Origin of the sequence: Pseudomonas sp. UBA6315, assembly GCF_002438125.1 — a bacterium.
GTDB classification, from domain to species: domain Bacteria; phylum Pseudomonadota; class Gammaproteobacteria; order Pseudomonadales; family Pseudomonadaceae; genus Aquipseudomonas; species Aquipseudomonas faucium.
This window is the reverse complement of record NZ_DJTF01000038.1, coordinates 1-25,538: the sequence shown is the minus strand read 5'-3', so window position 1 is coordinate 25,538 and position 25,538 is coordinate 1. Positions and strand designations below refer to the sequence as shown.

Here is a 25,538-nt window from a genome sequence, read left to right as displayed (position 1 = left end):
CAGGATTACGCCAAAGATGCCATGTCAGCTCTGGATCATTTCGATACGCTATTCCGGTCGCACAGGACGGAGCCTGAGCTGTCAGGTAAGGTGGGGATTACGGCTCCACATGCTATTGGCAGGCGCTTCCTAATACCGTTTCTTCAGCCCCTGGCCGCTGCACATCCTGACCTGCAATTCGATCTCCGCTTGGAAGATCAGATGACTGATGCCGTTGAAGCGCATATCGATATTGGTATCCGGGTGGGGGTTATTCGCGACCGGCGCTACGTTGCACGTGCCTTAGCTCCCGTGCCGTTTTACGTTGTCGCGTGCCCGTCTCTCATAGGCCAAAAGACACCACCTAAATCTTTGGATGCCTTAGCTAAGCTGCCACTTTCAGTCCTGATCGACCGGAAAAATGGCCGCCCTTGGCCTTGGCTATTTGCCGACGGGCAAACGTTCGCGCCCAGGCAGCCAGCGCTTATCTGTGATGATCCAGATACGGAATTGGAAGCCACCCTGGCAGGCATGTGTTTTGGCCAAATTCCTGCCTATCTGGCTGAGCCTCATCTGCGGTCAGGAAAGCTGGTTGCCGTTTTGGCTGATCACGCTCCAGCACCATGGGATCTGTTCATATACCGCCCGCAGCAGGGTCCTGTATCGAAGCGGGTGCGATTGGTGTACGACCACCTTAAGCAGGCTTTCTCAAACCCCAAGCTATTTCCCCAGGGCCTGGGGACATAGCTTGAATACCTGCCAGCAATCGTCCGCTTTTGGCCGATTCTGTTGAAAAAGTAGCGACCTCCCCATGCCGTTGGCAAAATTGCTTTGTCAGCGGGCGTGGAGGCGAACAGCATGATGGGACAGTTACCGGGAGGACAGCAGCGCCTGTTCTACTCGTTCAATCTGGAAGATCACGTCCCGGCCCAACATCTCCTGCGAAGCATCGACCAGTGCCTGGATCTCAGTGATCTGCGTGCCTACCTGGCGGATTTCTATAGCCCCATCGGGCGCCCCTCGATTGACCCGGAGTTGATGGTGCGCATGCTGGTCGTCGGCTACTGCTATGGCATTCGTTCCGAGCGGCGATTGTGCGAAGAGGTGCACCTGAACCTGGCCTATCGCTGGTTCTGCCGGCTGGGTCTGGAAGACGAAGTACCCAATCACTCGACCTTCTCGAAGAATCGCCATGGGCGTTTTCGTGACAGCGATCTATTCCGCTGGTTATTCAATGAGGTGCTGCGGCGCTGCATGGCAGCCGGCCTAGTCAAGGGTGAAGGTTTCGCCGTCGACGCCAGCATCATTAAGGCGGATGCCAGCCGGCAACGTGGGGTGGCGGGAGATCAGGTCGATTGGAACGACCCAAAGCTCAGCAGCCGAGCAGTGCGTGAGTACCTCGAAGCCCTTGATGAAGAGGCGCTGGCTGAGGCTCTTCCCAAGAAAATTTCGCTCACAGACCCTCAGTCCCGTTGGACAGCAGCGCCAGGTGGCCCGGCCTTTTTTGCCTACTCCACGAATTACCTGATCGACACTGAGCACGGTGTGATCATGGACGTGGAAGCTACCCCGGCGCACCGTACCGCCGAAGTCGACTCGACCAGGACGATGGTCGAGCGTGTCGAAGCGCATTTCGATCTCACGCCGGAACGCCTTATCGGCGATACCGCTTATGGCACCGCCCCGATGCTGGCCTGGATGGTAGAAGAAAAGGACATCGAGCCGCATGTGCCGGTGTGGGACAAGACCGAGCGCAAGGACGACAGCCTCTCCAGTAACGACTTCCACTGGAATCAGGAAGCCAATGAATATCGCTGCCCAGCCGGCAAACCGCTACGCAGTGAATGGCGTGCCTTCACTCAGCAAAGATCGCGGGTAACCAAGGCCAACACCATCATTTACCGCTCCAGCCAAACCGACTGCGCCACCTGCTCGTTGAAAGCGAAATGCTGCCCCAACACGCCGAATCGGAAGATCGTCCGCAGCATCCATGAGTCTTCCCGCGACGTGGCTCGACGCATCGCCAAGACACCGGAATACCTCGTCTCTCGCTGCGAACGAAAGAAGGTGGAAATGCTTTTCGCCCACCTCAAACGGATCATGAAACTCGACCGTTTACGACTGCGTGGCCTAACGGGTGCCACTGACGAATTCACCTTAGCTGCGATGGTGCAGAACCTGCGCCGCATGGCCAAGCTTTTGCCTCAAGGGCCACCGCTGACGGGATAGGTACGCCTGCTACGAGCAGAAACCCTCAAATTAACCCTTAAACCGGAGCAAGGACGCTCAGTGAAACGCCGGAAGGCAACTTGAAGTGGCTTGCAGCCATTTCGACAGCAGGTACATCCGACCGCCTTGCTGCCGCTAAACCTACTTTTTCAACAGAATCGGCCGATTGCTGCCTTCCACAGCATGGTCACCGGTCAGCAATCAACAAACCAGTTGTAAAAATGGTATCCCGCGCTAACTGACACAGCACATGTGCCCAGCGTCAATAGAGGCCACTGTCCCTCGACACCAAGCCACCACTGCACTTTAAATAGAAGAGCTCCCACCAACGCGCAGGCCAGAACACCAAGACCCAGGCCAACCAAAGCGAACAGCCGAGCCCCTAGCCCTGGATTTCCGCCGTGCCAGTTCTCACTCAGGCAAAAGGGGCAATGATTGGACGAAGGCGAATAACCCCAGAAACCACGGCTATATGACGCCCTCGGAACCATCGCTTTGCCACAGTTGTGACAGGTAACCATCGAGTGTCTCATACCGCACCTCAGCTCAAATCGTCCTAGATGAGCCCATGGTGCGCTACCGCGGAAAAACCCCAACTACCGGACCTGACATCTAGCCAACACCTGCTGCTAAGCTGGGCATCGAACCCTCCCGCCCAGGTAACCGGGGTTATGCTGTAGGCGACTGATTCTACTGAATCCTCCTCGGTGGTCGACCGGCATCGCCCTGTCGCGAAACGAGAGTTCAGGACGCCAGTTCAACTCCTTCTAAAGGCCGCTCATCGGAAATACGTGCACGGGGCACTTATGGGGGCATCTAACAATAGATCTTTCAAAAAAGTATTTAAGAACAATAGGTTATGCATATATTTTGGATCCCCCCGGCTCCACCAAACACGCAAAGGCACCTGGTCATCCAGGTGCCTTTTTTTATGCCCGCGCAACATGCCCTGCAGCTGCCCCATGCTCTGGAAGCGGCCGCCCCAGCAGCATTCCGACTAAGACTGCAAACACCAACGCAACTACGCCCGCACTCACCAACACCGCCTCAAAGCCCCCAGCAAACGCCTGCCGTGCCACCGGCGCCACCACCTCGCGCAAGCTCGGGTCAATCAACCCCAGCGCCGCCTGCAAATCCCCTGCAGCAACCCGCGCCGCCATCGCCGCAACCTTACCCATGTGCTCAGGCGCCAACCCAGCCATGGCCTCACGCAACAGTTGCCCACTACGCGCCGCAAGCACCCCACCCAACACCCCAATCGCAATCACGATCGCACCAAACCTCGTAGTCGTACTCAACCCCGAAGCCATCCCGGTACGCTCACGCGGCACACAAGCCATGATGTTCTTCTGCGTATCACCATTAAGCAGCCCCGCCCCCGCCCCCAGCACCACGCTGGCCAAGGCAAACGCCATGTAGCCCCCATGCCCAACCGCCCAGGCACACAGCAGATTCCCCACCCCAACCAGCACCAGCCCCAAGGCAAATACCCGCGCCGGGCTCCAACGCCCCGCCAACCGCATCCCCAGCCGCGGCGTCAGCAGCATCGCCACGGCAAACGGCAACATCCCCGCCCCCGCCCCCAGCGCCGACAACTGCAGGCCGTTCTGCAGGTACAGCGGCAGCAAGGTCATCATCACCTGGGCGCACGCGGCGTAGGCGAACATGCCCAGCAGCGCGCCGATGAAGCGCCCGCTGCGCATCAGTTGCAGGTCGATCATCGGCCGTGGCTGGCTGCGCTCGACCATGATGAACAGGCTGAACAGGAAGGCGCTGATGAGTAGCCGGCCGAGGGTGTCGACGCTGGTCCAGCCGACCTGGTTGGCATCGATCATGGCCCAGATCAGGCAGCCGAGGCTGCCGGCGAAGGTCAGGCTGCCCATGGGGTCGAGACGGGCGGCGGCGCTGTCGCGGGATTCTTCGACGCTGCGCAGCACCATCAGGGCGAGCAGCGCGACCAGGGGCAGGTTGATGTAGAAGATCCAGCGCCAGCCGAGGGTGCTGGCGATTATGCCGCCAAGCAGTGGCGCGAAGGTGATGGTCGCGCCCATGCAGGCGCCCCAGAAGGCCCACGCGCGCATGCGTTCCTGGGGTTCGTGGAAGCGGTGGCCGATGGCGGCCAGCGCTGCGGTCAGCAGCAGGGCGGCGCCGATGCCTTTGGCGGCGCGGGCCAGGTCGAGGAACAACAGGCTGGGAGCAGCGCCGCAGGCGAGTGAGGCGGCGCCGAACACGGCCAGGCCGATCAGCAGCATGCGCTGGCGGCCGAAGCGGTCGGCCAGGCTGCCGGCGGGCAGCAGACAGGCGGCGAAGGCCAGCAGGTAGGCGCTGACCACCCATTCGATATCGGCGAACGAGCCGGACAGGTCGCGGGCGATGCTGGGCAGGCTGACGGCGACGATGTTGGTGTCGAGAATGATCAGGGCGCAGACCAGGGAGGCGGTTAGCAGGGTGAAGCGCGCAGAGGGCATGACGGGGGCTCCGGAAGCAGAGCGGGTTGGCTTGGGGGTGATTGGTCTGGGGGATCGTTGGGGCTGCTTTGCAGCCCATCGCCGGCAAGCCGGCTCCTACAGGGACCGCGGCGCTGTACAGGGCTGCGGGAAGTGTGGGAGCTGGCTTGCCGGGGATGGACCGCGAAGCGGTCCCCGGCAATCTCACAGGCAATCTTTGCCGCCAAGGCACCAGCCTTGTAGTGTTGGCTTCACCATAACGCCACCACTCGCCAAGCGTGTTAGCTCCAGCGTCCGGCGTCATTAGCTTGCAGGTAACAGGCCATGGAAATCCGTCATTTCCGCTACTTCCTCTGCGTCGCCCGGCACGGCCATTTCACCCGTGCCGCCGAGCAGCTGGGCATCGCCCCGCCCACCCTCAGCCGGCAGATCCAGGACATGGAGCGCGAGCTGGGCGTGCGCCTGTTCGAACGCAATCAGCGTGAAGTGAACCTGACGGCTGCCGGCCAGGCGCTGCTGATCGAAGCCGAACACGCCGTGCGCCAGTTCGATGCCGCACAACTGGGGGCGCAACGTGCCGGGCGTGGCGAAAGCGGCAGCATCGAGCTGGGCTACGTGGCCTCGGCGGCCTACTCGGGCATGCTGCAGCGCCAGGTGATCAGCTTCAGCGACACCCACCCCGGCGTGCGCCTGAACATTCGCGAACTGCCCATGGCCGAGCTGCCCGGGATGGTCCGCGATGGCCTGCTGGACCTTGCCTATGTGCGCTCGCCCATGGAGCTGCCAGAAGAACTCGAGGCCATCGCCCTGCACCGGGAAGACTTCGTCCTCGCCCTGCCCGCCAGCTCGCGGATCAACGAACTCCCGCAGATTCCGGCCGCACGCCTGGCGGGCGAAAGCTTCATCCTGCCCGAGCAGATTTCCGGCACGCTGGAGGTGGCGGCGCAAGGGGGATTCGTGCCTCGGCTAGGCCCGCAGCCCGGCAGCCTGGTTGCGGTGATTACCTTGGTTTCCTTGGGCCAGGGGATTGCCGTGGTGCCGGAATCGGTGGTGCAGCGCATCAACCTGCCGCAGGTGAACTACCGGCGTATTGCCGATTGCCAGGCCAGTTCGTGGTTGAGCCTGGTCTATCGGCGCTTTGAAAAGGCACCGGCGGTGACCAGGTACGTCGAAATGATGGCCAATTGAGCTTCAGCCTATTTGTCGCACCACCGGTGCGACTTTTCTTAACTGGATTAGTGTCAGCAGCGCTGGCACTTTTAGATGCTCAAAAAGCAAAGGGCACCCATCCGGAGTGCCCTCGCCCTTGCTACCAGGTGACCCCAATCACCCCATCGTCCGCGCCCCCACCGGCTGCGCATGCCCCCGCGATGTCACGATCCCGAGGAACGAAATCACGATCGCCAAGCCCAGGGTGGAACTCACCTCCGCCCGATGCTCAGGGGTATACATCATCACCGCCAACGCCCCACCAATGAACAGGATCACCGCCCAGGTCAGCCACGGGAACAGCCACATGCGGAACTTCAGCTCGGCGTTCTCGCGCTCCAGGCGGCGGCGCATGCGCAGCTGGGAGATGGCGATGACCATGTACACCAGCAGCGCGATGGCGCCGGAGCTGGCGAGCAGGAACTCGAACACGCCCTTGGGTGCGAAATAGTTGAGGATGGCGATGGCCGCGCCGATCAGCGTGCTGCCGAACACCGCGGCGCGCGGTACGCCGACCTTGGAGGTCTTGTTGAGGAAGGCCGGGGCGTCGCCGCGCTTGGCCAGCGAGTACATCATCCGCGAAGCGATGTAGATCGACGAGTTCATGCAGCTGGTGACGGCCACCAGCACCACCAGGTCGACCATGAAGGCCGCGTTGGGGATGTTCATCAGCTCCAGCGCGCGCTGGTACGAACCCACCACCGCCAGCTGCGGGTCGTTCCACGGCACGATCGAGATGATCACGAAGATCGACAGGATGTAGAAGGTGCTGATGCGCCAGATCACCGAGCGGGTGGCCTTGGCGATGTTGCGCGAGGGGTCGCTGGATTCGGAGGCGGCGATGGTCACCGCCTCGGTGCCGATGAAGCTGAACATCACGGTGATGAAGGCGCCGATCACCGCCGACCAGCCTTTGGGCGCAAAGCCGCCGTATTCGGCCATCAGCCCGCTCAGGCCGCTGACTTCGCGGTTGGGCAGCCAGCCCATCAGCGCGGCGAAGCCCAGGCCGATGAAGCCGAGGATCGCGGTGACCTTGAGGATGGCGAACCAGAACTCGAACTCGCCGTACTTGGCCACGCTGAACAGGTTGGTGCAGGCCAGCAGCAGCACCGAGGCCAGGGCGAAGATCCAGCTGTCGACCTGGGGGAACCAGGCGTTGAGCACGTGCCCGGCGGCCAGGGCTTCGATCGGAATCACCAGCACCCAGAACCACCAGTACAACCAGCCGATGGTGTAGCCGGCCCAGCGGCCGATGGCCTGGTCGGCGTAGGTGGAGAACGAACCTGTGTCAGGGTGTGCCACGGCCATTTCGCCGAGCATGCGCATGACCAGCACCACCAAAGTGCCGGCCACGAAATAAGAAACGATGGTGGCTGGCCCGGCCGCCGCAATGGCGTGCCCGGAGCCGACGAAGAGTCCGGCGCCGATGATGCCCGCGATGGACAGCATCGTTACATGACGTGGCTTGAAACCTTGTGCAAGGTTGCCATCAGATCCCACGGTGTTCATTGATGTTGTTCTCTTTTTGCTGACACAAGGAAAGGACGGGCAGGCGTAGGCGAAAATATCTCCTTTGAAATCAGTAAGTCGACACGTTACCGGTGCTCTTTTGTTGATCTTTGGCACGCGTCACAGAGCAACGTGTCAGGGCGAGTCGGGGTTCATTTAAGCCCCGTGGGGATGTGGGAAATTACACGAGAACGCCTCGGAACTGTTCGATCACGACAGGGCATTTCCCTGAGCGCCAAATGTCGCGATTGGCATGTCCGATTGCGCCAGGGGGCCGTCTGGCGCTTTAGTTTTTCATTTGGATGTGTTGTGGCTGTATCGGCCAATCGCCGGCAAGCCGGCTCCCACAGGGGCACCACTGTGCTCAAGGGCGGTGGTGTGCCTGTGGGAGCCGGCTTGCCGGCGATTGGGCTCAGTTACCAGGTCAGGCAGATCTTGCCGAAATGCCGGTTGCTCTCCTGGTAGCGGAACGCCTCGACGATCTGCTCCAGCTCGAAGTGCTTGTCCACCACCGGCCGCAGGCCGTTGGCATCGATCGCCCGAACCATCGCCTGCTGCTGCGCGCGGTTGCCCACCAGCACGCCCTGCAGGCGGATCTGGCGCACCAGCGCCTGCACCAGCGGCAGCTGCCCGGCGACGCCGGTGAGAATGCCGATCAGTGAAATATGCCCACCGATGCGTGCGGCGATCATCGATTGCTCCAGGGTCGCCGGCCCGCCCACCTCGATCACATGGTCGACGCCGCGGTTGCCCGTGAGCTCGCGCACCTTCTCGCCCCAGGCGGGCGTGCCCTTGTAGTTGATCAGGTGGTCGGCGCCCAGTGCCTTCAAGCGCTCGAGCTTGGCATCGCTGGACGAGGTGGCGATCACCGTGGCACCCGCCAGCTTGGCGAACTGCAGGGCGAAGATCGAGACACCGCCGGTGCCCTGCACCAGCACGGTATCGCCGGGCTTGAGGTGGTCATCGCTCATCAGCGCGCGCCAGGCGGTGAGGCCGGCGGTGGTCAGGGTGGCGGCTTCGGCGTGGCTGTAGCCCTGGGGCGCCAGGGTGAAGGAGGTGGCGCGGGCGGTGACCTTGGCGCGGGCATAGCCATCGATGCCGTCGCCCGGCACGCTGGCGAAGCCTTCGACCAGCGCCTGGCCGTCGAGCCAGTCGGGGAAGAAGGTGCTGACGACGTTGTCGCCGACCTTGAATTCGCTGACGCCGGCGCCCACTGCGGTCACTTCGCCGGCGCCGTCGGCCATGGGGATGCGCCGCTCGCTCGGGCCCCACATGCCGCTGACCACGGCGAAGTCATGGTAGTTGAGGGAGCTGGCGTGCAACTGCACGGTGATTTCGCCGGGCTTGGGCGCAGCGGCCTCGCACGTGCCGACCTCGACCTTGTCGTAGCCGCCGCCGGGTTGCACATAGATGGCCTTGCTGGTCATGGCTGGGTCTCCAGTTCAGGGGAAAGACTGGAGTTCAGCATAGACAGTGCCGGCCTCTTCGCGGGGCAAGCCCGCTCACACTATGAGCAGCTCTACCCTTGTGGGAGCCGGCTTGCCGGCGATGGGGCCAGCAAAATCAGCCCAACATCCCCTGCAACGCCCGGCAATCCACCGCATGCCAATCCACCAGCTCCGGCCACGGGTTATCCGGCAGGTTCACCAGCACCGTGCGCGCGCCGGCAGCCCGCCCGCAATCCAGGTCGAAGCGGTAATCACCCACCATCACCAGTTCGCTCGGCGCCACGCCCCAGGCCTGGGCGATCTTCAGCAGGCCATCCGGGCTGGGCTTGGGCTCGGCCTCGTCACGCCCCAGCACATGCTCCACCTCGAAGCAGTCCGCCAGGCCGATGGCCTCCAGCGTCACATGCGCGAGCTCGCGCGCATTGCGGGTGAGGATGCCCAGGCGGCACCCGCGCTCGGCCAGCGCCCGCACCAGCTCCACCGCCCCGCTGGCTGCCGTGGAGGCGATCGCCAGGTCACGCTCGTGCTCCAGCAGCCAGGCATGCTTGGCAGCAGCCTCGGCGGCCGGCAACGCCGCCAGGTGCGTGAGGATGTCGTGCTCGGCGGGAATCTCCAGCGCCTCGCGGATGGCGGCAAAATCGTGCACCGCCACGGTCAGGGTGCCGTCCATGTCGAACACCCAGTTGCGGATTTCACCCAGCTTCATGCCCAGTCCTTGCGATGGCGGATCAGGCCTTCCTGGCTGGACGACGCCACCAGTTGCCCGGCGCGGTTGTAGATGCTGCCGCGGCAGAAGCCACGGGCATTGCCGGCCCAGGGGCTGTCGGTGGCGTACAGCAGCCACTCGTCGGCGCGCAGGTTGCCGTGGAACCACAGCGAATGGTCGAGGCTGGCGATCTGCATGTCGCGCTGCCACACCGACTTGCCATGGGGCAGCAGCGCGGTGGTCAGCAGGCCGAAGTCGGAGGCGTAGGCCAGCAGGTACTTGTGCAGTGCCGGTACGTCCGGCAGCGTGCCGTCGGCGCGGAACCAGGCGTACTTCACCGGGTCGCCGGGCTTGGGGTTGAACGGGTCGCGCTCGGTGACCGGGCGAATCTCGATCGGCTTGGCGCACAGCACCTTGTCGCGGATGCGCTCGGGCAACTGGTCGGCCATGGCGCGGGCCAGCTCCACTTCGGTGGGCAGGTTTTCCGGGCCCACCACCTCAGGCATCTGCGCCTGGTGCGAGAAGCCCTCTTCGTCGTACTGGAACGAGGCGCTGCAGGTGAAGATGGTCTGGCCCTTCTGGATGGCCGTTACCCGCCGCGTGCTGAAGCTGCCGCCATCGCGCACGCGGTCGACCGAGTACACCACCGGCAGGCTGGCATCGCCCGGGCGCAGGAAGTAGCCATGCAGCGAATGCACGTGGCGCGCGTCCTCGACCGTCTGGCTGGCGGCCGACAGCGACTGGCCCAATACCTGGCCACCGTACAGCTGGCGGAAGCCCAAATCCTGGCTACGCCCACGAAACAGGTTCTCCTCGATCGGCTCGAGGCTCAACAGGTCGACCAGGTCGTCCAACACATGACTCATCGGGGGTTCTCCTAGCAAGGCATCACAGCTCTACGGCGCTCTCATGAAGGCAAATGATACAGGGTTTGTCATCGGCACCGCGCATACCTGCCTATTCAGCGCGCTGGGTCTGCTCCCAGCGGGCGCGGTCGATGCGGTACAGCACGTGGGGGCGCAGCGGGTGGTCGACGGGCAGGCGGGGGTGTTCGAAGCTGCCCTTCACGTCCTGCAGCATGCCGATGGCCTGCATGACCTTCTGCGACGGCAGGTTGCCTTCGGTAGTGAACGACACCACCTCGTCCAGGCGCAATTGGGCGAAAGCACAACGCAGGCAGGTCCACGCCGCCTCGCTGGCAAAGCCCAGGCCCCAGTGGCGCCGGGCCAGGCGCCAGCCGATTTCCACGGCCGGGCCGAAGGGGGCGTCGAAGTTGACGTTGAGCAGCCCGGTCATGCCGATGAAGGCGCCGCTGTCCTTGCGCTCCAGCGCCCACAGGCCAAAGCCGTATTCGTTGAAGTGGCCGCGTATGCGGCCGATCAGCGCCGCCGTTTCCAGGCGCGTCAACGGCGCCGGGAAATAGCGCATCACCTGTGGGTCGGCACACATCGCGGCGAACTCGCGCAGGTCGTCGTCGTGCCATTGGCGCAGTACCAGCCGCGCGCTTTCGAGTTCCAGGATGGGGGTCATGGGGGGTGTGCTCCGGTTCTTGCCCTGCAGTTTACAGCGTAGGCGAAATGCAATTTTCACACGCCCTTCACCGCCTCCCGACAGGCCGCTTCGCACAATGCCGCCACCACCGCCGCGCAGAGCGCGGCCATGCCATCGGAGCGCAGCATGCAGTCGAGCAACACCCTCGGACACACCGCCATCCACGCCCGCCGCAAGCGGCGTTTGTCACGCAAGGCCCTTGGCGCTGCCCTTGGCTTGTGCATGGTGGTGGCGGCGTTGAGTACCTGGCTGGCGACGAGGACGCACATCGTGGACCTTGGCAATGAACGGCAGTTGAGTGACAGCGGCCTGCTGCAGGACTGGGCCGAAGGTGCAGTGATCGTGATGATCCGCCATGCCGAGCGCTGCGACAGCGCACCCGGCCCGTGCCTGGACGACCCCACCGGCATCACCGTGGCCGGCAGCGCCGCCGCCACCCGGGTAGGCCAAGGCCTGAATGCACTGGGGCTGGCCAATGCCGACCTGATCAGCAGCCCGAAACTGCGCACCCGGCAGACCGCCCACTTCATCCTGGGCCAGGCCGTTGCCAGTGAAGACTGGCTGGAAAACTGCGACAACGGCTTCGCCAAGGAGGCGCTGGCGCACAAGCAGCCAGGGCATAACCTGGTGCTGGTGACGCACAACGGCTGTATCGATCACTTCCAGCGCGACAAGCGCGTGGTGGGCGGCGAACGTGAAAGTGGCTACGCCAGTGCGCTGTTCGTTTCGGTCGATGCCGATGGCAAGACGCGAATCCTTGGCCGCTTGAACGAGCCGGACTGGCAGCGCGTGCTGGCCAGCGCGAGCAAATAACCCCACCGCCACCTGTGGCAGCCGGCTTGCCGGCGATTGGGCCGCAAAGCGGCCCCACCATGGCAACCCAAGCCCAACAACTGGCAAGATCAGCACTGGCCCTGATTGCGACCCCACCATGCCACTGCCGCTGATCTACCACGAAGACTACAGCCCGGAATTCCCCCCCGAGCACCGTTTCCCCATGGACAAGTTCCGCCTGCTGCGCGACCACCTGGTCGACAGCGGGCTGACCCATGACCAGGCCCTGCTGCGCCCAAACATCTGCCCCAACGACATCCTCGCCCTGGCCCACGATCGCGGCTACATCGAGCGCTACATGAACGGCGAGCTCTCCCGCGAAGACCAGCGCCGCCTCGGCCTGCCCTGGAGCGAGGCCCTGGCCCGGCGCACCGTGCGCGCCGTCGGCGGCTCGCTGCTGACCGCCGAAATGGCCCTGCAGCATGGCCTGGCCTGCCACCTCGCCGGCGGCACCCACCACGCCCACTACGACCACCCGGCCGGTTTCTGCATCTTCAACGACCTGGCCGTGATCAGCCGCTACCTGCTCGAAGCCGGCCGCGTGCACCGGGTGCTGATCTTCGATTGCGACGTGCACCAGGGCGATGGCACCGCGCGCATCCTCCAGGACACCCCGGAGGCCATTACCGTGTCGCTGCACTGCGAGCAGAACTTCCCGGCGCGCAAGGCCCACAGCGACTGGGACATCCCCCTGCCCCGCGGCATGGGCGATGCGGCCTACCTGAAGGTGGTGGAGGACGCACTCAACTACCTGCTGCCGCTGTACCAGCCGGACCTGGTGCTGTACGACGCCGGGGTCGACGTGCACAAGGACGATGCCCTGGGCTATCTGCAACTAACCGACGAGGGCGTAGCCGCGCGCGACGAAATGGTCATGCGCCATTGCCTGGGCCGCGATATCCCGGTGGTCGGGGTGATCGGCGGCGGCTACAGCAAGGACCGCGCAGCACTGGCCAAGCGCCACGGCATCCTTCATCACACCGCGGCGAAGGTCATCGGTTGTTCACAATGACTGTGGAACCGCTTGTGGATAACCTGCGGGAAAGCCGCTACAGGCCTTGAGCAGGCTGGCCTGCAGAGCATTGATCATTTTTTGTCCAGTGCTCAAGCAGGCCGCGCTGCGCTAGAATGGCGGGTCTTTTTCCACAGCCTGCCGCCGACCATGTCCGATTTATCCCCTGCCTCCCCTTCTCGCGCCGTCGTCATCGGCGCTGGCCCCGCCGGCTTGATGGCCGCCGAGGCGCTGGCCCAGCGTGGCCTCGCCGTGGAGGTGTACGACGCCATGCCGTCGGTGGGCCGCAAGTTCCTGCTGGCCGGTGTGGGCGGCATGAACATCACCCACTCCGAACCTTATCCACAGTTCGTGGCGCGCTATGCCGAACGCCAGGGCGAAGTGGATGGCCTGCTGCGCGACTTCGACGCCACAGCCTTGCGCCAGTGGATTCATGGCCTGGGCATCGAGACCTTCGTCGGCACCTCGGGCCGGGTGTTCCCCACCGACATGAAAGCCGCGCCCCTGCTGCGTGCCTGGCTCAAGCGCCTGCGTGACAGCGGCGTAGTTATCCACACCCGCCATCGCTGGCTGGGCTGGAATGCCGATGGCAGCTTGCGGATCGCTTATCCACAGGGTGAATTGCAGGTGGAGGCCGACGCCGTGGTGCTGGCATTGGGTGGCGCCAGCTGGGCGAGGCTGGGCTCGGATGGCGCCTGGCAGCCGCTGCTGCAAGACCGCGCTGTGGATATCTCGCCGCTGCGCCCTAGCAACTGTGGTTTCGAGGTACAGGGCTGGAGCGCTCTGCTCAAGGACAAGTTCGCTGGCGCGCCACTGAAGAACATCGCCCTCAGCGTGCCGGGCCAGGCGCCGCGCAAGGGTGAGTTCATCCTCACCGCGCAGGGGGTGGAAGGCAGCCTGGTGTATGCCTGGTCGGCGCCGCTGCGCGAGGCCATCGCCCGTGATGGGCAGGCCACGCTGTTGCTCGACCTGTTGCCCGACAAGCCTGTGGACAAGATTGCCCAGGCGCTGGCCAAGCCGCGGGGCTCGCGCTCGATGGCCAAGCATTTGCACAGCCAGTTGAGTATCGATGGGGCCAAGGCGGGCTTGCTGCGCGAGCTGACCGATCAGGCGACCTTTGCCGATGCCACTGCGCTGGCGCGGGCGATCAAGGCGCTGCCGATCACGCTGGTGCGAACGCGCCCGCTGGACGAGGCGATCAGCAGTGCGGGCGGGGTGCGCTTCGAGGGGCTGGATGAGGGGTTGATGGTCAAGGGCCTGCCGGGGGTGTTCTGTGCTGGCGAGATGCTTGACTGGGAGGCGCCGACCGGGGGCTATTTGCTGACCGCGTGCTTTGCCAGCGGGCTGCGCGCCGGGCGGGCGGCGGCGGATTGGCTGGCGCGGCCTTCCTGACAGAATGCCGGGGCTGCTGCGCAGCCCATCGCCGGCAAGCCAGCTCCCACAACGATGGGTGCAATACCCTGTAGGAGCCGGCTTGCCGGCGATGAAGCCAGCACCGCTATCAAGGCTTGCGCTTTTTCGGCCCAGTATTGAAGCTCGGCACCTTGCGCACCGACTTCACCGGCGCTTCATCACCACTGTCCATCCAGCGCCCCAAACCACGCTTGGCGCTGTTCTCCTTCGGTTTCTTGGGCTTCTTCGGCTTCTTGATCACCTGCCCACTGGCGTCGGTCATCGGCACCCGGTGGTCGGGGATGAAGTCCGGCTCTTCGTGGCGCGGCAGGGTCTGGCGGATCAGCGTCTCGATCGACGCCAGCAGCTGCACCTCGTCCGCGCACACCAGCGAAATCGCCTCGCCCTTGTTGCCGGCACGGCCGGTACGGCCGATGCGGTGCACGTAGTCTTCGGCCACGATCGGCAAGTCGAGGTTGACCACCAGTGGCAGGTCGTCGATGTCCAGGCCACGAGCCGCCACGTCGGTGGCCACCAGCACCTGGATCTCGCGGGCCTTGAAGCTGTCCAGCGCACGCTGGCGCGTGGCCTGCGGCCGGTCGCCGTGGATGCCGTCGGCGTTCACGCCCTCGGCCAGCAAGCGCTCCACCAGCTGGTCGACGCCGTTGCGGGTCTTGGCGAACACCAGCACCTGCTTCCAGCGCTGCTTGCGCAGCAAGTAGCAGAACAGGTCGGCCTTGCGCTTTTTATCCACAGGCACCAGCCATTGCTTGACCGTGGTGGCGGCGGCGTTGCGCGGGCTCACCTCGATGCTCAGCGGGTCATTCAGCGCCAGGCCCGCGAGCAGGCGGATCTGCTCGGAGAAGGTGGCGGAGAACAGCAGCGTCTGGCGCTTGCGCGGCAGCGCCGCGTACACCGACTGCAGCTCTTCGGCAAAACCCAGGTCGAGCATGCGGTCGGCTTCATCGAGCACCAGGGTCTGCACCTGGTTGAACTTGACCGCGTTCTGCCGGAACAGGTCGAGCAACCGGCCGGGGGTGGCGACCAGCAGGTCGACGCCGCGGCGCAGGCGCATCATCTGCGGGTTGATGCTGACCCCGCCGTATACCGCGTAGGTGCTCAGCGGCAGGTTCTCGGCGTACTCGCGCACGTTGTTGTGCACCTGCTCGGCCAGCTCGCGGGTGGGCACCAGCACCAGGGCGCGGATCGAGTTGCTGGCCACCTTCTCCCCTTCCAGGGCCAGGCGCTGCAGCACCGGCAGGGCAAAGCCTGCGGTCTTGCCGGTGCCGGTCTGGGCCGCGGCCATCAGGTCGCGGCCGGCCAGCACGGCGGGAATGGCCTGGGCCTGGACCGGGGTCGGGGTGGTGTAGTCCAGCTGCTGCAAGGTGCGCAGCAAAGGTTCGATCAGGCCGAGTTTGGCGAAATTCATGGCAATACCGTCAGGGGGTTCAGCGAAGGCGGCAAGTTTACCGCAACACCCCAGGTTACTTGCAGATTTCGCCCTTCAGCGGCGCTACGGGTGGCTGCGCCGGCTTGCGCCACTGGGGCAGGCCGATCAGCACCACGGCGCCGATGATCACAGCCATGGCCACGCATTCTTCGGCGCCGATCTGCTCGCCGGCGAAGACGATGCCCAGCATCACCGCCACCGCCGGGTTGACGTAGGCATAGCTGGTGGCCGCTGCCGGGCGCACGTTCTTGAGCAGGTACATGTAGGCGCTGAAGGCCAGGATCGAGCCGAACAGCACCAGGTAGGCCAGCGCGCCCCAGCCTGCCGCGGTCGGCATCTGGGTCATGCGTTCGCCCGACACGGCGCTGCCCAGCAGCAGCACCGCGCCGCCCACCAGCATTTCGGCCGCACTGGCCATCGGCCCCTGGGGCAGCGGCAGGGTCTTGCTCCAGACCGAGCCAAAGGCCCAGGAGGCTGCGGCGAACACGATCAGCGCAGCGCCGATGGGGCTGGCCTGCAGGTTGGAGCCGAGGTTGAGCAAGCCGATACCGACCAGCCCGAGGAAGATGCCCGCCCATTCCAGGCGCGAATTGCGCTGGCCGAACAACAGGCCGAACAGCAGCGTGAACAGCGGCACCGTAGCCACCGCCAGCGCTGCAACGCCCGAGGCCACGCCGGCATGCTCGGCCACGGTGACGCCGCCATTGCCGCAGCTGAGCAGCAGAAAGCCGATGGCCCCTGCCGCGCGCCATTGTGGCCAGGTCGGCGCCGGCACCCCGCGCCAGCGCAGGAAGCCGTACAACAGGCCGCCGGCGATCACGAAACGCACCCCGGCCATCAGCATCGGCGGCCAGGACTCGACGCCGATGCGAATGAACAGGTAGGTAGAACCCCAGACCAGGTACAAGGCCAGGAAGGCGCCAATCAGCAATAACGGGAAGCGACGAGGGGCAGGCATGGGAAAGGCTCGAAATCCGTTTACGGGTGGCTTAGTTTAGAAAGGACTTCGAGCAAACTTAAGTTACAAAACGGCTTTAAATCACCCGCACACTTTGCAATGCATGGTTGTTGCCGTGCTTTTCAATCGAATCCAAGGCTGACAGGAATCACCCCATGGACAAGTACGACCGCATGCTCCTCGCCGCCCTGCTGGAAAACGGCCGCGCCACCTTTGCCCAGCTGGCGCGCCAGGTGAACCTGTCGGCGCCGGCGGTGGCCGAGCGGGTGGCCAAGCTTGAAGCCAGCGGGGTGATTACCGGCTACGCGGCGAAGGTGGATCTGGAAAAGATCGGCCTGCCGATCCAGTGCGTGATCGAACTGCGCCTGGCCAGCCATGGCAACCAGCAGGCCTATGATGCCCTGACGCGGATACCGCAATTGACCGAATGCCACCGGGTGACGGGCGACCCCTGCGTGATCATGCAGGCGGCGGTGGGGAACATGGGCGAGCTGGAGGCACTGATCAATCGGGTCTCGCAGCTGGGGTTCAGCAAGACCTCGATCATTTTGTCCAGTGCAGTGGAGCGGCGGGTGCCGCTGGATCATCTGCAGGGCAATGGCAAGAAGAGTTGAAGCAAGGCACCGCTGAAAACTTGCCGTGCCCTGTGGGAGCAGGCTCCCGCAGGGACTGAGCGCAAGCTCAATGGCGCAGCAGCAGGCGCCCTTCGATCGGCACGTAGCGGCTGGCCGCGCGAATCAAGGACATCGCCGTCAACCCCGGCACGCCATACACCACCGCCTCGGTGCCATGGCGCTGGATCACGCGCTCGAGCAACACATCGAAATCACCATCCCCGGACGCCAGCACCACCTGGTCGACGCGGCTGGCCGCGTCGATCACATCCAGCGTGATGCCCACGTCCCAGTCGCCCTTGGCCGAGCCATCGCTGCGCTGGATGAACGGCTTGAGCCGCACGTCGAAGCCCAGGTTGCGCAAGATCTGCTGGAACTGCTGCTGCTTGCTGTCGCCGCGGTCGATGGCATAGGCCACGGCCTCGACGATCTCGCCTTCGCGGCTGACTTCGGCCCACAGCGCGCTGTAGTTGAAATGGCAACCATGAATCTGGCGCACGGTGTAGTAGAGGTTCTGTACATCGGCGAACAGCGCGATTTTCTTCACGGCATACCCTCGACCGAAAGGGGCGCGTGGCGCCCGCAAAATGCCGGCAGTATGCCAGAGCGGTCAGACGAAGGTGTCGTCGTCCGAGAAGAAGCCGCCATCGTCGCTGCCATAGTCGGTGTCGGCGAAACCGCCCTGGTCGTTGCCCCAGCCACCGTTGTCGGCAACCTGCTGCTGCCCGCCGTTGTCGTTCCAGCCGCCCGTGTCACTGGCCGGGGCCGGCTCTTCCTTGATCACCTCGACCACCTCTTCTGGCTGCGAGTGGTGGTTGAACAGGCTGCTGATGCCTTGCGCCAGCAACACACCACCGGCAACGCCGGCGGCCGTTTGCATCGCGCCGCCAAGGAAGCTGCTGGCGCCACTGCGCGCCGGCGCGGCGCCGAAGCCGGGTTGAGCGGCCTGGGCCTGAGGCTGCGGCTGGGAGAAGCCCGCAGCGCTCGGCTCACGCCAACCGCCGGAAGATGGCGGCGGGGCTACGGAGCGCTGGGGTTGCGGCGCGGGCTCGGGGTTGCGTGCACCGGCGCCAAAAATGCTGGATAGGAAGCCGCCACCGCTGTTGCCGCTGCTGGCACGGGTGGCCTCGAGCTGGGCACGGGCCTGCTTGAGCTCGTTTTCCAGTTGCTTGTTCTGCTCGTCCAGGCGCTTGAGCGCGGCTTCCTGGACCAGGATCGCCTGGGCCATGTAGTACGGCGCCGCCGGCTGCTGGCGCAGGTGGCCCTCGATGCATGCCTGGGCCTGCGCATCACGCGGCTGGCTCGGGTCTTCGGCTTGCTTGATGCGGCCGAACAGGCCGTCGATCAGGGTTTGTTCTTCAGTGTTCATGGGCTACCTCGTGGGCAAGCGGGACATCGGACAGCGTCAAAGATGGGGCCCACAGGCGCAGGATTCAATTAGCCATGTGGTGAAACTTTTTTCAGCAAGCGCCGGCTCTGGGCTAAAGTTATGCCCCTGCTTTTACTGCCATGCGATGTTGACCGATGAATCCGCTGAGCGTTCTGCGCGACTCCTTGTACTTCTTCCGCCGCCACCTGACGAGCATCATCCCGCTGTGCCTGCCGCTGGTGGTGCTCGAAGCCCTGCTGACGCAGCTGCTGTACCGCCAGCTGGGCGACCAGGCATCGCCGGCCTACGGCATGCTGGTCAGCCTGCTGCTCTACCCGCTGTACAGCGCGGCGCTGATCCTCTACCTCGACACCCGCAGCAACGGCCAGGACATCCCCCGGCGCGACCTGTTCGCCCGCGCCGTGCAGCTGTGGCCGCAGCTGGCCCTGCTGGTGCTGATCAGCTCGCTGCTGATCATGGCGGGCCTGGCGCTGTTCATCTTCCCGGGCGTGTGGATCATGATCAACCTGGTGTTCGCCGAGTACCTGCTGGTGCTGCGCGGCCTGCCGGTGGTGCAGGCGATGCGCGAGAGCGCACGCATGACCACGGGGCATTTCATGCGCATCATGGTTTGCGTGGTCGGTGTGCTGGCGCCGATCTGGCTGCTCGACGGCCTGTTGCTGATGGCCTTCCCCGACCCCGCGCCCGGTGTGCAACTGGCCATGGACAGCCTGAGCAGCTTCCTGCAGCTGTTCAGCACGGTGGTGCTGTACCGCCTGTTCATGCTGCTGGAAAGCAATACTCAGCCCTGACCCAACGCCCCCCGAATGCTTTCACCCTGCCCGGCCGCCAAGGGCTGAGGAACTCTGCAACAGAAGCTGGCCGCAACACGCGGCCGGTAATGTTGTTGCGGAGAAAATGATGACAAATGCCTCGAGCGCTAAACCTTGGTACGAAGGGTCCTTTTTCGGCAGGCTGTATGTCCGAAGAGGCGTCACCATGATGCCCACACGGCTTCATGCAGCAGGTGTGGACCCGGATCGACCAACGTTCGGCATGGCCTATGCGAATGATGGCTGGTTGCGAGCCGGGGGAAGCGAGCCCACCGTGACGCTGAAATTCGACGCCCTGGCGAACGATGCGGGTGAACTCAGGTTCATGGTTTTGGGCAGCGGCGATGACGCAGAAAAGCGGCTTGGCATAAGCCGCAACGGTTATCTTGGCTTGTATGAGTTCGCAAACGTTGAAAGCTACTGGGTAATCGACCCGATCATCAACAATTACGAAAGCCTGACCTGTCGGCTCATCGATCACCAAGGCAATCAGGTGAGTACCCTCTTTGACTCACCTGAACAGTTCCTGAATGTGAACGACGGTGAGCCCCTCGAGTTTGGCATCATCCGTACCGCCTCCTGAGTACGAGGCTTGTTTATCGAGCGGAGGTGGCATGGCCACCTCCGCCCTCCAGCCTGCCTTAATTCAGGTCCCGCGCGGCTTGGCCCGCGCGGTCGCCTCGGCCACCAGCGGGTCGTCTGGCCAGTAGTGCTTGGGGTAACGCCCTTTCAGATCCTTCTTCACCTCGGCGTAGGTCGTGCGCCAGAAGTTGGCCAGGTCCTGGGTCACCTGCACCGGCCTGCGCGCCGGTGACAGCAGGTGCAACTTGACCTGCTGGCGGCCCTGGGCGATGCGCGGCGTGTCGGCCAGGCCGAACAGCTCCTGCAGGCGCACGGCGAGGATCGGTGGGTTTTCGCTGTAGTCCAGGCGGATGTTGGAGCCCGACGGCACCGTTAGGTGCGTCGGCGCCCATTCGTCCAGGCGCTGGGGCAGCGGCCAGGGCAGCAGGTTGCGCAGCATCGACGACAGGTCCAGGGCGGCGAAGTGGCTCAGGCGCGAGACCTTGCCCAGGTAGGGTTGCAGCCAGTCCTCCAGGCGCGCCAGCAGAGCTTCGTCGCTCAGGTCGGGCCATTCACTCTGGCCAGTGCCAACCATGTCCAGCTGGCGCAGCAGCGCCACCCGCGCCTGCCACTGGCGCAGCTCCGGCGTCCAGCTGAGCAGGTTCAGGCCTTTGCGCCGCACCAGGCCAAGCAATGCCCTGGCGCGCGCTTCGTCATCCAGGCCCGGCAGCGGTTCGCGGCTGAGCACCAGCTCGCCGACCTTGCGCTGACGCTCGGCACGCAGCACCTGCTCGCGCTCGTCCCAGTCGAGGATATCGATGCGCTCGACCTGTTCGGCCAGCACATTGTCGAGCAACGCCGGGTCGAAATCGGCGGCCAGGTAGATGCGCTCTTCACGCTGGCCCTGGCGGCTGCCCAGGTCGGCAATCACCAGCCACGGGCATTTCATCAGCGCGTCGACCTCGGCGAACACCGCCGCACGGCCGTTCGCCAGGCGGTACTCCGCCCCACCCTCGCGCCGTTGCTGGGCGACGCGGTCGGGGTAGGCCAGGGCCAGCAGCGCGCCGAGCCAGCGTGGGTGATCGGGGTCGCTGACGGCGGCGCCAGCCTTGCCGCGCAACAGGCCGCGGTACTGGCGGGCCAGTTGCCGCGCCCGCTGCACACCGCCTTGGCCACCGCGGGCGGCCTTGCTTTCGCCGCTGACCAGCGCCAGCCGGCTGTGCAAGTCGGCGCCACCACCCCGCTGGATGTCGCGCTCACCGAGCAAGGCGGCGACATCGCAGGCCATGCTGGCCAGGCCCAGGTCCTGGCCGCGCAGCAGCAGGTGAGCGATACGCGGGTGAGCCGGCAGTTCGGCCATGGCCTGGCCGTGCCCGCTGAGGTTGTCGCGGCTGCCAGCCTTGAACGCGCCCAGCCGCGCGAGCAGCTCCTGGGCCTGGGCGAACGCTGCGGCGGGCGGTTGGTCGAGCCAGCGCAACTGATCGGGCGTGACGCCCCAGCGGGCCAGTTGCAGGGCCAGGCCGGCAAGGTCGGCCTGGAGAATTTCGGCGCTGCCATGGGCGGCCAGTTGCGCGTGCTGGGCCTCGGACCACAAGCGATAGCACACCCCTGGCTGCAGCCGCCCGGCGCGGCCGGCGCGCTGGGTGGCACTGGCGCGGGAGATGCGCTGGGTGTCCAGGCGCGTCATGCCGCTGCCGGGGTCGAAACGTGGCACCCGGGCAAGGCCTGCGTCGATCACCACCCGCACGCCTTCGATGGTCAGGCTGGTTTCGGCGATGTTGGTGGCCAGCACCACCTTGCGCATACCGTCGGGCGCAGGGTCAATGGCGGCGCGCTGGGCGCTGAGGTCGAGCTCGCCGTGCAAGGGGCAGAGCAGGATGTTCGGGCGTTCGCCTAGCGCCTCTTGCAGGCTCTGGTACACCCTGCGGATCTCCGCCTGGCCCGGCAGGAACACCAGCACGCTGCCGGCCTGGTCGGCCAAGGCCTGGAGCACGCAATCGAGCACCCGCGGTTCGATGAACTCGCCCGGCTGGTAGGGCCTGCCCCACTGGATGTCCACCGGGTACATGCGCCCTTCGCTGCTGACCACCGGCGCATCGTCGAGCAACCGCGACAGGCGCTCGCCTTCCAGGGTTGCCGACATCAGCAGAATCTTCAGCGCCGGCTCGTCACGCAGCAGTTCGCGGCCATTGAGGCTCAGCGCCAGGGCCAGGTCGGCGTCGAGGCTGCGTTCGTGGTACTCGTCGAAGATCAGCAAGCCGACCCCGTCCAGCGCGGGGTCCGCCTGCAGGCGGCGGGTGAGGATGCCTTCGGTGACCACTTCGATGCGCGTGTTCGGGCCTACCTTGCTGTCCAGGCGGATGCGGTAACCCACGGTTTCACCGACGCTCTCGCCCAGCTCGCTGGCCAGCCGCTCGGCCGCCGCGCGCGCGGCGAGGCGCCGTGGCTCGAGCATGAGGATGGTCTGCCCGGCCAGCCAGGGCTCGTTCAGCAGCGCCAGCGGCACGCGGGTGGTCTTGCCGGCGCCGGGCGGGGCCTCGAGCACGGCTTCATCGCGGTTTTGCAGGGCCAGGCGCAGGGCGGGCAAGGCGGCATCAATGGGTAATGAAATCATGGTGGTCCTCGAACAGTCGCGCGAGTATAACGGCGAACCCAGCCTGCTCTATCATGGTCTTAGCTTCAGGTACTGGCGCTTCGCTTGTCCGCTTGAACCCCTTTTCGGAGATTTACATGCGCATCCCATCCCGCCTTGTTGGTGGCGCCCTGATTGCCACACTGCTGACCCAGCTGACGGCCTGCGGCACGATTTTCTACCCCGACCGCCGTGGCCAGATCGGCGGCAAGATCGACCCGGTCGTTGCCGCGATGGATGCCATCGGCATCCTGTTCTACGTGATCCCCGGCCTGATCGCCTTTGGCATCGACTTCGCCACCGGCGCCATCTACTACCCAGGCGGCCACACGGCCCAGGTCGACCCGGCGAAACTGCACGAAGCCGTGAGTCCGGATGGCAAGGTCGACAACCTCAAGCTGCAGGCGATTCTCGAAAGCGAACTGGGCCAGCGCCTGCCGCTGGACGACCCGCGGCTGATCCAGCACCGCGGCAGCGTCGAGCAGCTGGCGACCCTGGGCCTGGTACCGGCCGCCTGACCCCACAAGGACACCCTCCACGGCATGACCACCTCGGCCGAACACCAACGCCTGCTACGCCTGGCCACCCGCGCATCGCTGGCGGTGGCCAGCATCCTGGTCCTGAGCAAGGCCGTGGCCTGGTGGCTGAGCGGTTCGGTCAGCCTGCTGGCGGGGCTGACCGACTCGGCCCTGGATGCGGTCGCGTCGTTTCTCAACCTGCTTGCGGTGCACTATGCGCTGCGCCCGGCCGATGACGACCATCGTTTCGGCCATGGCAAGGCCGAGGCCCTGGCGGGCATGGCCCAGGCCCTGTTCATCGGCGTGAGTGCGGTGCTGATCGGGGTGCAGGCGGCTGAACGTTTGCAAGCGCCGCAGCCATTGGGCGACACGGCCATCGGCATCGGCGTGATGGTGCTCTCGCTGGTGCTGACCCTTGCCCTGCTGGCCCTGCAGCGCAAGGTCATCCGCGAAACCGGCTCGACCGCAGTGCGCGCCGACTCGCTGCACTACCGCTCCGACCTGCTGCTCAACGGCAGCATCCTGCTGGCGTTGCTGCTGGCACGCTTCGGCTGGCCGCAGCTGGATGCGCTGTTCGGCCTGGGCATCGCCCTGTACATCCTCTGGAGCGCCCTGCAGATTGCCCGGGAAAGCACGGCAATCCTGATGGACAAGGAACTGCCGGGCGATATCGGCGAGGCCATGCAGGCGCTGGTGCTGGCCATCCCTGGGGTGCAGGGCGTGCATGACGTGCGTACCCGGGTGTCGGGCAACCAGTGGTTCGTGCAATTGCACCTGGAGTTGCCTGGGCAGCTGCCGCTGGATGAAGCGCATGCCCTGTGCGTGGAGGCCTCGCAGGTCATCCGCCAACATTATCCGAAGGCGGATGTGATGGTGCATGCCGACCCGGTATGAGCCTTTAGTTGATGCTGTAGCCACGCCCACTGAAGCAGGCGCCCAGGGCTCGTCGATAGGTGTCGGCCACGTTGCCCGGCGGGGCGTAGGGCGCGGTAGCCGGGTCGAACCCCGACTGGCTCACCGCCCAGCGGTGGCACTGGTAGCGGTCCTGGTCCTGCTGCTGCTGGCCCTGGCCATACATCGGGTAGGCCACCACATCATAGGCATTGCCGGCCGGCGCCATGGCCACCGGGGCCGGCGCAACGGCGGGCGGGCTGACCACCACGTACTCCCCGGTATCGGCCAGGTACTGGTAGTAGGTGTCGGCGACCAGGAAGAACAGTGCCCCGCTCACCCACACTTCACGCGCATAGGACGGCAGGTAGCCGACCCGCACGCCGTAGGGCGGCGCCACCACGATGTAGCTGCTGCCATGGGGGCGATACCAGTACCCGCCCGAGTAGAAATAGTCCTGGCCGCGATACGGCACTTTCGCATAACGATCGGGGAAGTGATCGATGGTATGCCCAGGGTGATACTGCGGCCCTGGGCCCCAGCCATTGCCATGCCCGTCGGGCCGCCCTTGCCAGTCACCGCCCGGGCGCTGACCCGGGCCGCCGGCCTGCCAGTGGCGGTTGTCACCATTGCGCCGTGGGATGTCCTGGTAATAGCCCTGTCGCGGGGGCTGGGTCTGGCGCACTTCGTCACGCGAGTTGAGCGGCGAGCTGGCCGGGCCGCCTCCATTGGGGTCGTCCGGGCCATTGCCGTGCCCCCCATGCCCCTCGCCCGGCCCTTCGGCCATGGCCCCGAGGCTGATGCTCAAACCCAGCAAACCAACACCTGCCAACTGCCAGATGCGCGACTTCATGATGTCCCTCGCGGTAAAGAAAACGGCACGCTGCCAGTCTACCGCGCCCATGATGCACGGGCAGGTGAAATCGCGGACATGAAAAAAGGGAGGCCAATGGGCCTCCCTTTGCAATTTGTCGTCCGTGCTCGGCACTTGTGGCGCCGGCTCACCTCACCCCGTCTTCTGGACGGTGTGTAGCCCGGGGGCCTGGCGGCTCCTGTTGGAGCGCTGGCCGCGACCGCCCGCCTAGGGCGCGTCGCCGTGGACTGATGTCCGGGCAGTGATTCTGGGGTTAACTTTACGGGAGCGCAGGCGGCAGAGGATTGCGAAGATTGCTCAGATAAATAGCACTTGCGCAATTTTTAACCCTGGATTGATAATTCGCAGCAATCTGAACAGAAAAGGCCTTTTCCATGAGCAAGCTTGACCGCTACGACCTGAGCATCCTCGCCGAATTGCAGCTCGACGCCCGCATATCCAACCAGGAGCTGGCCGAGCGCATAGGCCTGTCGCCCTCGTCATTCTCGCGTCGGTTCAGGCAACTGGAAGACGTCGGCTACA

Annotated in this window: 24 protein-coding genes; 12 read left to right on the top strand and 12 right to left on the bottom strand. The window is 64.9% G+C overall.

Going from position 1 to position 25,538, the window contains the following annotated elements; translation table 11 throughout:
• A partial coding sequence (locus tag B3E94_RS04820) for a substrate binding domain-containing protein (protein ID WP_286912528.1) occupies nucleotides 1-726 on the top strand: 726 nt, incomplete at its 5' end.
• A gap of 111 nt (nucleotides 727-837) precedes the next feature.
• Nucleotides 838-2,208: an IS1182-like element ISCfr1 family transposase gene (locus B3E94_RS04815; RefSeq protein ID WP_031310882.1), complete on the top strand. Its 1,371-nt coding sequence runs from the start codon at nucleotides 838-840 to the stop codon at nucleotides 2,206-2,208.
• Nucleotides 2,209-3,137: 929 nt separating this feature from the next.
• Here B3E94_RS04815 and B3E94_RS04810 read toward each other — a convergent pair.
• A complete protein-coding gene (locus tag B3E94_RS04810; protein WP_286912527.1) occupies nucleotides 3,138-4,676 on the bottom strand; it encodes an MFS transporter in 1,539 nt (512 codons plus the stop codon).
• Between the two features lie 303 nt (nucleotides 4,677-4,979).
• Here B3E94_RS04810 and B3E94_RS04805 point away from each other — a divergent pair, with 303 nt between their 5' ends.
• A complete protein-coding gene (locus B3E94_RS04805; protein WP_286912526.1) occupies nucleotides 4,980-5,843 on the top strand; it encodes a LysR family transcriptional regulator in 864 nt (287 codons plus the stop codon).
• Between the two features lie 138 nt (nucleotides 5,844-5,981).
• On the opposite strand, the gene gabP is transcribed toward B3E94_RS04805, so the two are convergent.
• The 5 genes from gabP to B3E94_RS04780 all read right to left on the bottom strand — a co-directional run bounded on the left by gabP (nucleotide 5,982) and on the right by B3E94_RS04780 (nucleotide 11,057).
• Nucleotides 5,982-7,373 carry a GABA permease gene (gene gabP / locus B3E94_RS04800; RefSeq protein WP_176513966.1) on the bottom strand — a complete coding sequence of 464 codons (1,392 nt, stop codon included), beginning with the start codon at nucleotides 7,371-7,373 and terminating at the stop codon, nucleotides 5,982-5,984.
• A 416-nt stretch (nucleotides 7,374-7,789) separates the two neighbouring features.
• A complete protein-coding gene (locus tag B3E94_RS04795; RefSeq protein ID WP_286912525.1) occupies nucleotides 7,790-8,800 on the bottom strand; it encodes a zinc-dependent alcohol dehydrogenase family protein in 1,011 nt (336 codons plus the stop codon).
• A 136-nt stretch (nucleotides 8,801-8,936) separates the two neighbouring features.
• Nucleotides 8,937-9,527, bottom strand: a complete 591-nt coding sequence (locus tag B3E94_RS04790) for an HAD family hydrolase (RefSeq protein WP_176513962.1) — start codon at nucleotides 9,525-9,527, stop codon at nucleotides 8,937-8,939.
• Nucleotides 9,524-10,393 (bottom strand): acyl-CoA thioesterase II, encoded by an 870-nt coding sequence (gene tesB / locus B3E94_RS04785; RefSeq protein ID WP_176513960.1) that lies wholly within the window; start codon nucleotides 10,391-10,393, stop codon nucleotides 9,524-9,526. The genes B3E94_RS04790 and tesB overlap by 4 nt, the downstream gene beginning before the upstream one ends.
• Before the next feature lie 91 nt (nucleotides 10,394-10,484).
• Entirely contained in the window at nucleotides 10,485-11,057 is a 573-nt protein-coding gene (locus B3E94_RS04780; RefSeq protein WP_286912523.1) for a GNAT family N-acetyltransferase, read from the bottom strand.
• Between the two features lie 147 nt (nucleotides 11,058-11,204).
• Between B3E94_RS04780 and B3E94_RS04775 the strand changes: the two genes are divergently transcribed.
• From B3E94_RS04775 to B3E94_RS04765, 3 genes are all read left to right on the top strand, one after another.
• A complete protein-coding gene (locus tag B3E94_RS04775) occupies nucleotides 11,205-11,891 on the top strand; it encodes a histidine phosphatase family protein (RefSeq protein ID WP_176513955.1) in 687 nt (228 codons plus the stop codon).
• Between the two features lie 118 nt (nucleotides 11,892-12,009).
• The gene (locus B3E94_RS04770; RefSeq protein ID WP_286912520.1) at nucleotides 12,010-12,924 is read left to right on the top strand and encodes a histone deacetylase family protein; all 915 of its coding nucleotides are present in this window, start codon (nucleotides 12,010-12,012) and stop codon (nucleotides 12,922-12,924) included.
• 150 nt (nucleotides 12,925-13,074) lie between these two features.
• Nucleotides 13,075-14,316, top strand: coding sequence for a TIGR03862 family flavoprotein (locus tag B3E94_RS04765; protein ID WP_286912519.1), 1,242 nt, complete (start codon nucleotides 13,075-13,077; stop codon nucleotides 14,314-14,316).
• Between the two features lie 109 nt (nucleotides 14,317-14,425).
• Here the strand turns inward: B3E94_RS04765 and B3E94_RS04760 are convergent, their stop codons facing one another.
• On the bottom strand, nucleotides 14,426-15,745 hold the full coding sequence (locus B3E94_RS04760) for a DEAD/DEAH box helicase (RefSeq protein WP_176513948.1): 1,320 nt from the start codon (nucleotides 15,743-15,745) through the stop codon (nucleotides 14,426-14,428).
• A 55-nt stretch (nucleotides 15,746-15,800) separates the two neighbouring features.
• The gene (yedA, locus tag B3E94_RS04755) at nucleotides 15,801-16,724 is read right to left on the bottom strand and encodes a drug/metabolite exporter YedA (RefSeq protein WP_176513946.1); all 924 of its coding nucleotides are present in this window, start codon (nucleotides 16,722-16,724) and stop codon (nucleotides 15,801-15,803) included.
• 155 nt (nucleotides 16,725-16,879) lie between these two features.
• Between yedA and B3E94_RS04750 the strand changes: the two genes are divergently transcribed.
• Nucleotides 16,880-17,338: an Lrp/AsnC family transcriptional regulator gene (locus B3E94_RS04750; RefSeq protein ID WP_286912518.1), complete on the top strand. Its 459-nt coding sequence runs from the start codon at nucleotides 16,880-16,882 to the stop codon at nucleotides 17,336-17,338.
• Nucleotides 17,339-17,405: 67 nt separating this feature from the next.
• Here the strand turns inward: B3E94_RS04750 and B3E94_RS04745 are convergent, their stop codons facing one another.
• Together B3E94_RS04745 and B3E94_RS04740 are read right to left on the bottom strand one after the other, a co-directional pair.
• Nucleotides 17,406-17,885, bottom strand: a complete 480-nt coding sequence (locus B3E94_RS04745; protein WP_176514756.1) for an NYN domain-containing protein — start codon at nucleotides 17,883-17,885, stop codon at nucleotides 17,406-17,408.
• 63 nt (nucleotides 17,886-17,948) lie between these two features.
• On the bottom strand, nucleotides 17,949-18,707 hold the full coding sequence (locus B3E94_RS04740; RefSeq protein ID WP_286912516.1) for a DUF2076 domain-containing protein: 759 nt from the start codon (nucleotides 18,705-18,707) through the stop codon (nucleotides 17,949-17,951).
• Between the two features lie 155 nt (nucleotides 18,708-18,862).
• On the opposite strand from B3E94_RS04740, the gene B3E94_RS04735 reads away from it, so the two are divergent.
• Both B3E94_RS04735 and B3E94_RS04730 read left to right on the top strand, forming a co-directional pair.
• Nucleotides 18,863-19,519: a YciC family protein gene (locus B3E94_RS04735; RefSeq protein WP_286912515.1), complete on the top strand. Its 657-nt coding sequence runs from the start codon at nucleotides 18,863-18,865 to the stop codon at nucleotides 19,517-19,519.
• A 109-nt stretch (nucleotides 19,520-19,628) separates the two neighbouring features.
• Complete coding sequence (locus B3E94_RS04730; RefSeq protein WP_286912514.1) at nucleotides 19,629-20,123, top strand: hypothetical protein; 495 nt, start codon at nucleotides 19,629-19,631, stop codon at nucleotides 20,121-20,123.
• Between the two features lie 63 nt (nucleotides 20,124-20,186).
• On the opposite strand, the gene hrpB is transcribed toward B3E94_RS04730, so the two are convergent.
• Nucleotides 20,187-22,715, bottom strand: coding sequence for an ATP-dependent helicase HrpB (gene hrpB / locus B3E94_RS04725; protein WP_286912513.1), 2,529 nt, complete (start codon nucleotides 22,713-22,715; stop codon nucleotides 20,187-20,189).
• Nucleotides 22,716-22,831: 116 nt separating this feature from the next.
• On the opposite strand from hrpB, the gene B3E94_RS04720 reads away from it, so the two are divergent.
• Both B3E94_RS04720 and B3E94_RS04715 read left to right on the top strand, forming a co-directional pair.
• The gene (locus B3E94_RS04720) at nucleotides 22,832-23,251 is read left to right on the top strand and encodes a polyribonucleotide nucleotidyltransferase (protein WP_176514804.1); all 420 of its coding nucleotides are present in this window, start codon (nucleotides 22,832-22,834) and stop codon (nucleotides 23,249-23,251) included.
• Nucleotides 23,252-23,275: 24 nt separating this feature from the next.
• Nucleotides 23,276-24,145, top strand: a complete 870-nt coding sequence (locus B3E94_RS04715) for a cation diffusion facilitator family transporter (RefSeq protein WP_286912512.1) — start codon at nucleotides 23,276-23,278, stop codon at nucleotides 24,143-24,145.
• Between the two features lie 4 nt (nucleotides 24,146-24,149).
• Here B3E94_RS04715 and B3E94_RS04710 read toward each other — a convergent pair whose 3' ends face one another.
• A complete protein-coding gene (locus B3E94_RS04710) occupies nucleotides 24,150-24,995 on the bottom strand; it encodes a DUF6515 family protein (RefSeq protein ID WP_286912511.1) in 846 nt (281 codons plus the stop codon).
• Between the two features lie 395 nt (nucleotides 24,996-25,390).
• On the opposite strand from B3E94_RS04710, the gene B3E94_RS04705 reads away from it, so the two are divergent.
• Nucleotides 25,391-25,538, top strand: a 148-nt coding sequence (locus tag B3E94_RS04705; protein WP_286912529.1) for an Lrp/AsnC family transcriptional regulator, incomplete at its 3' end; no start/stop codon positions are given.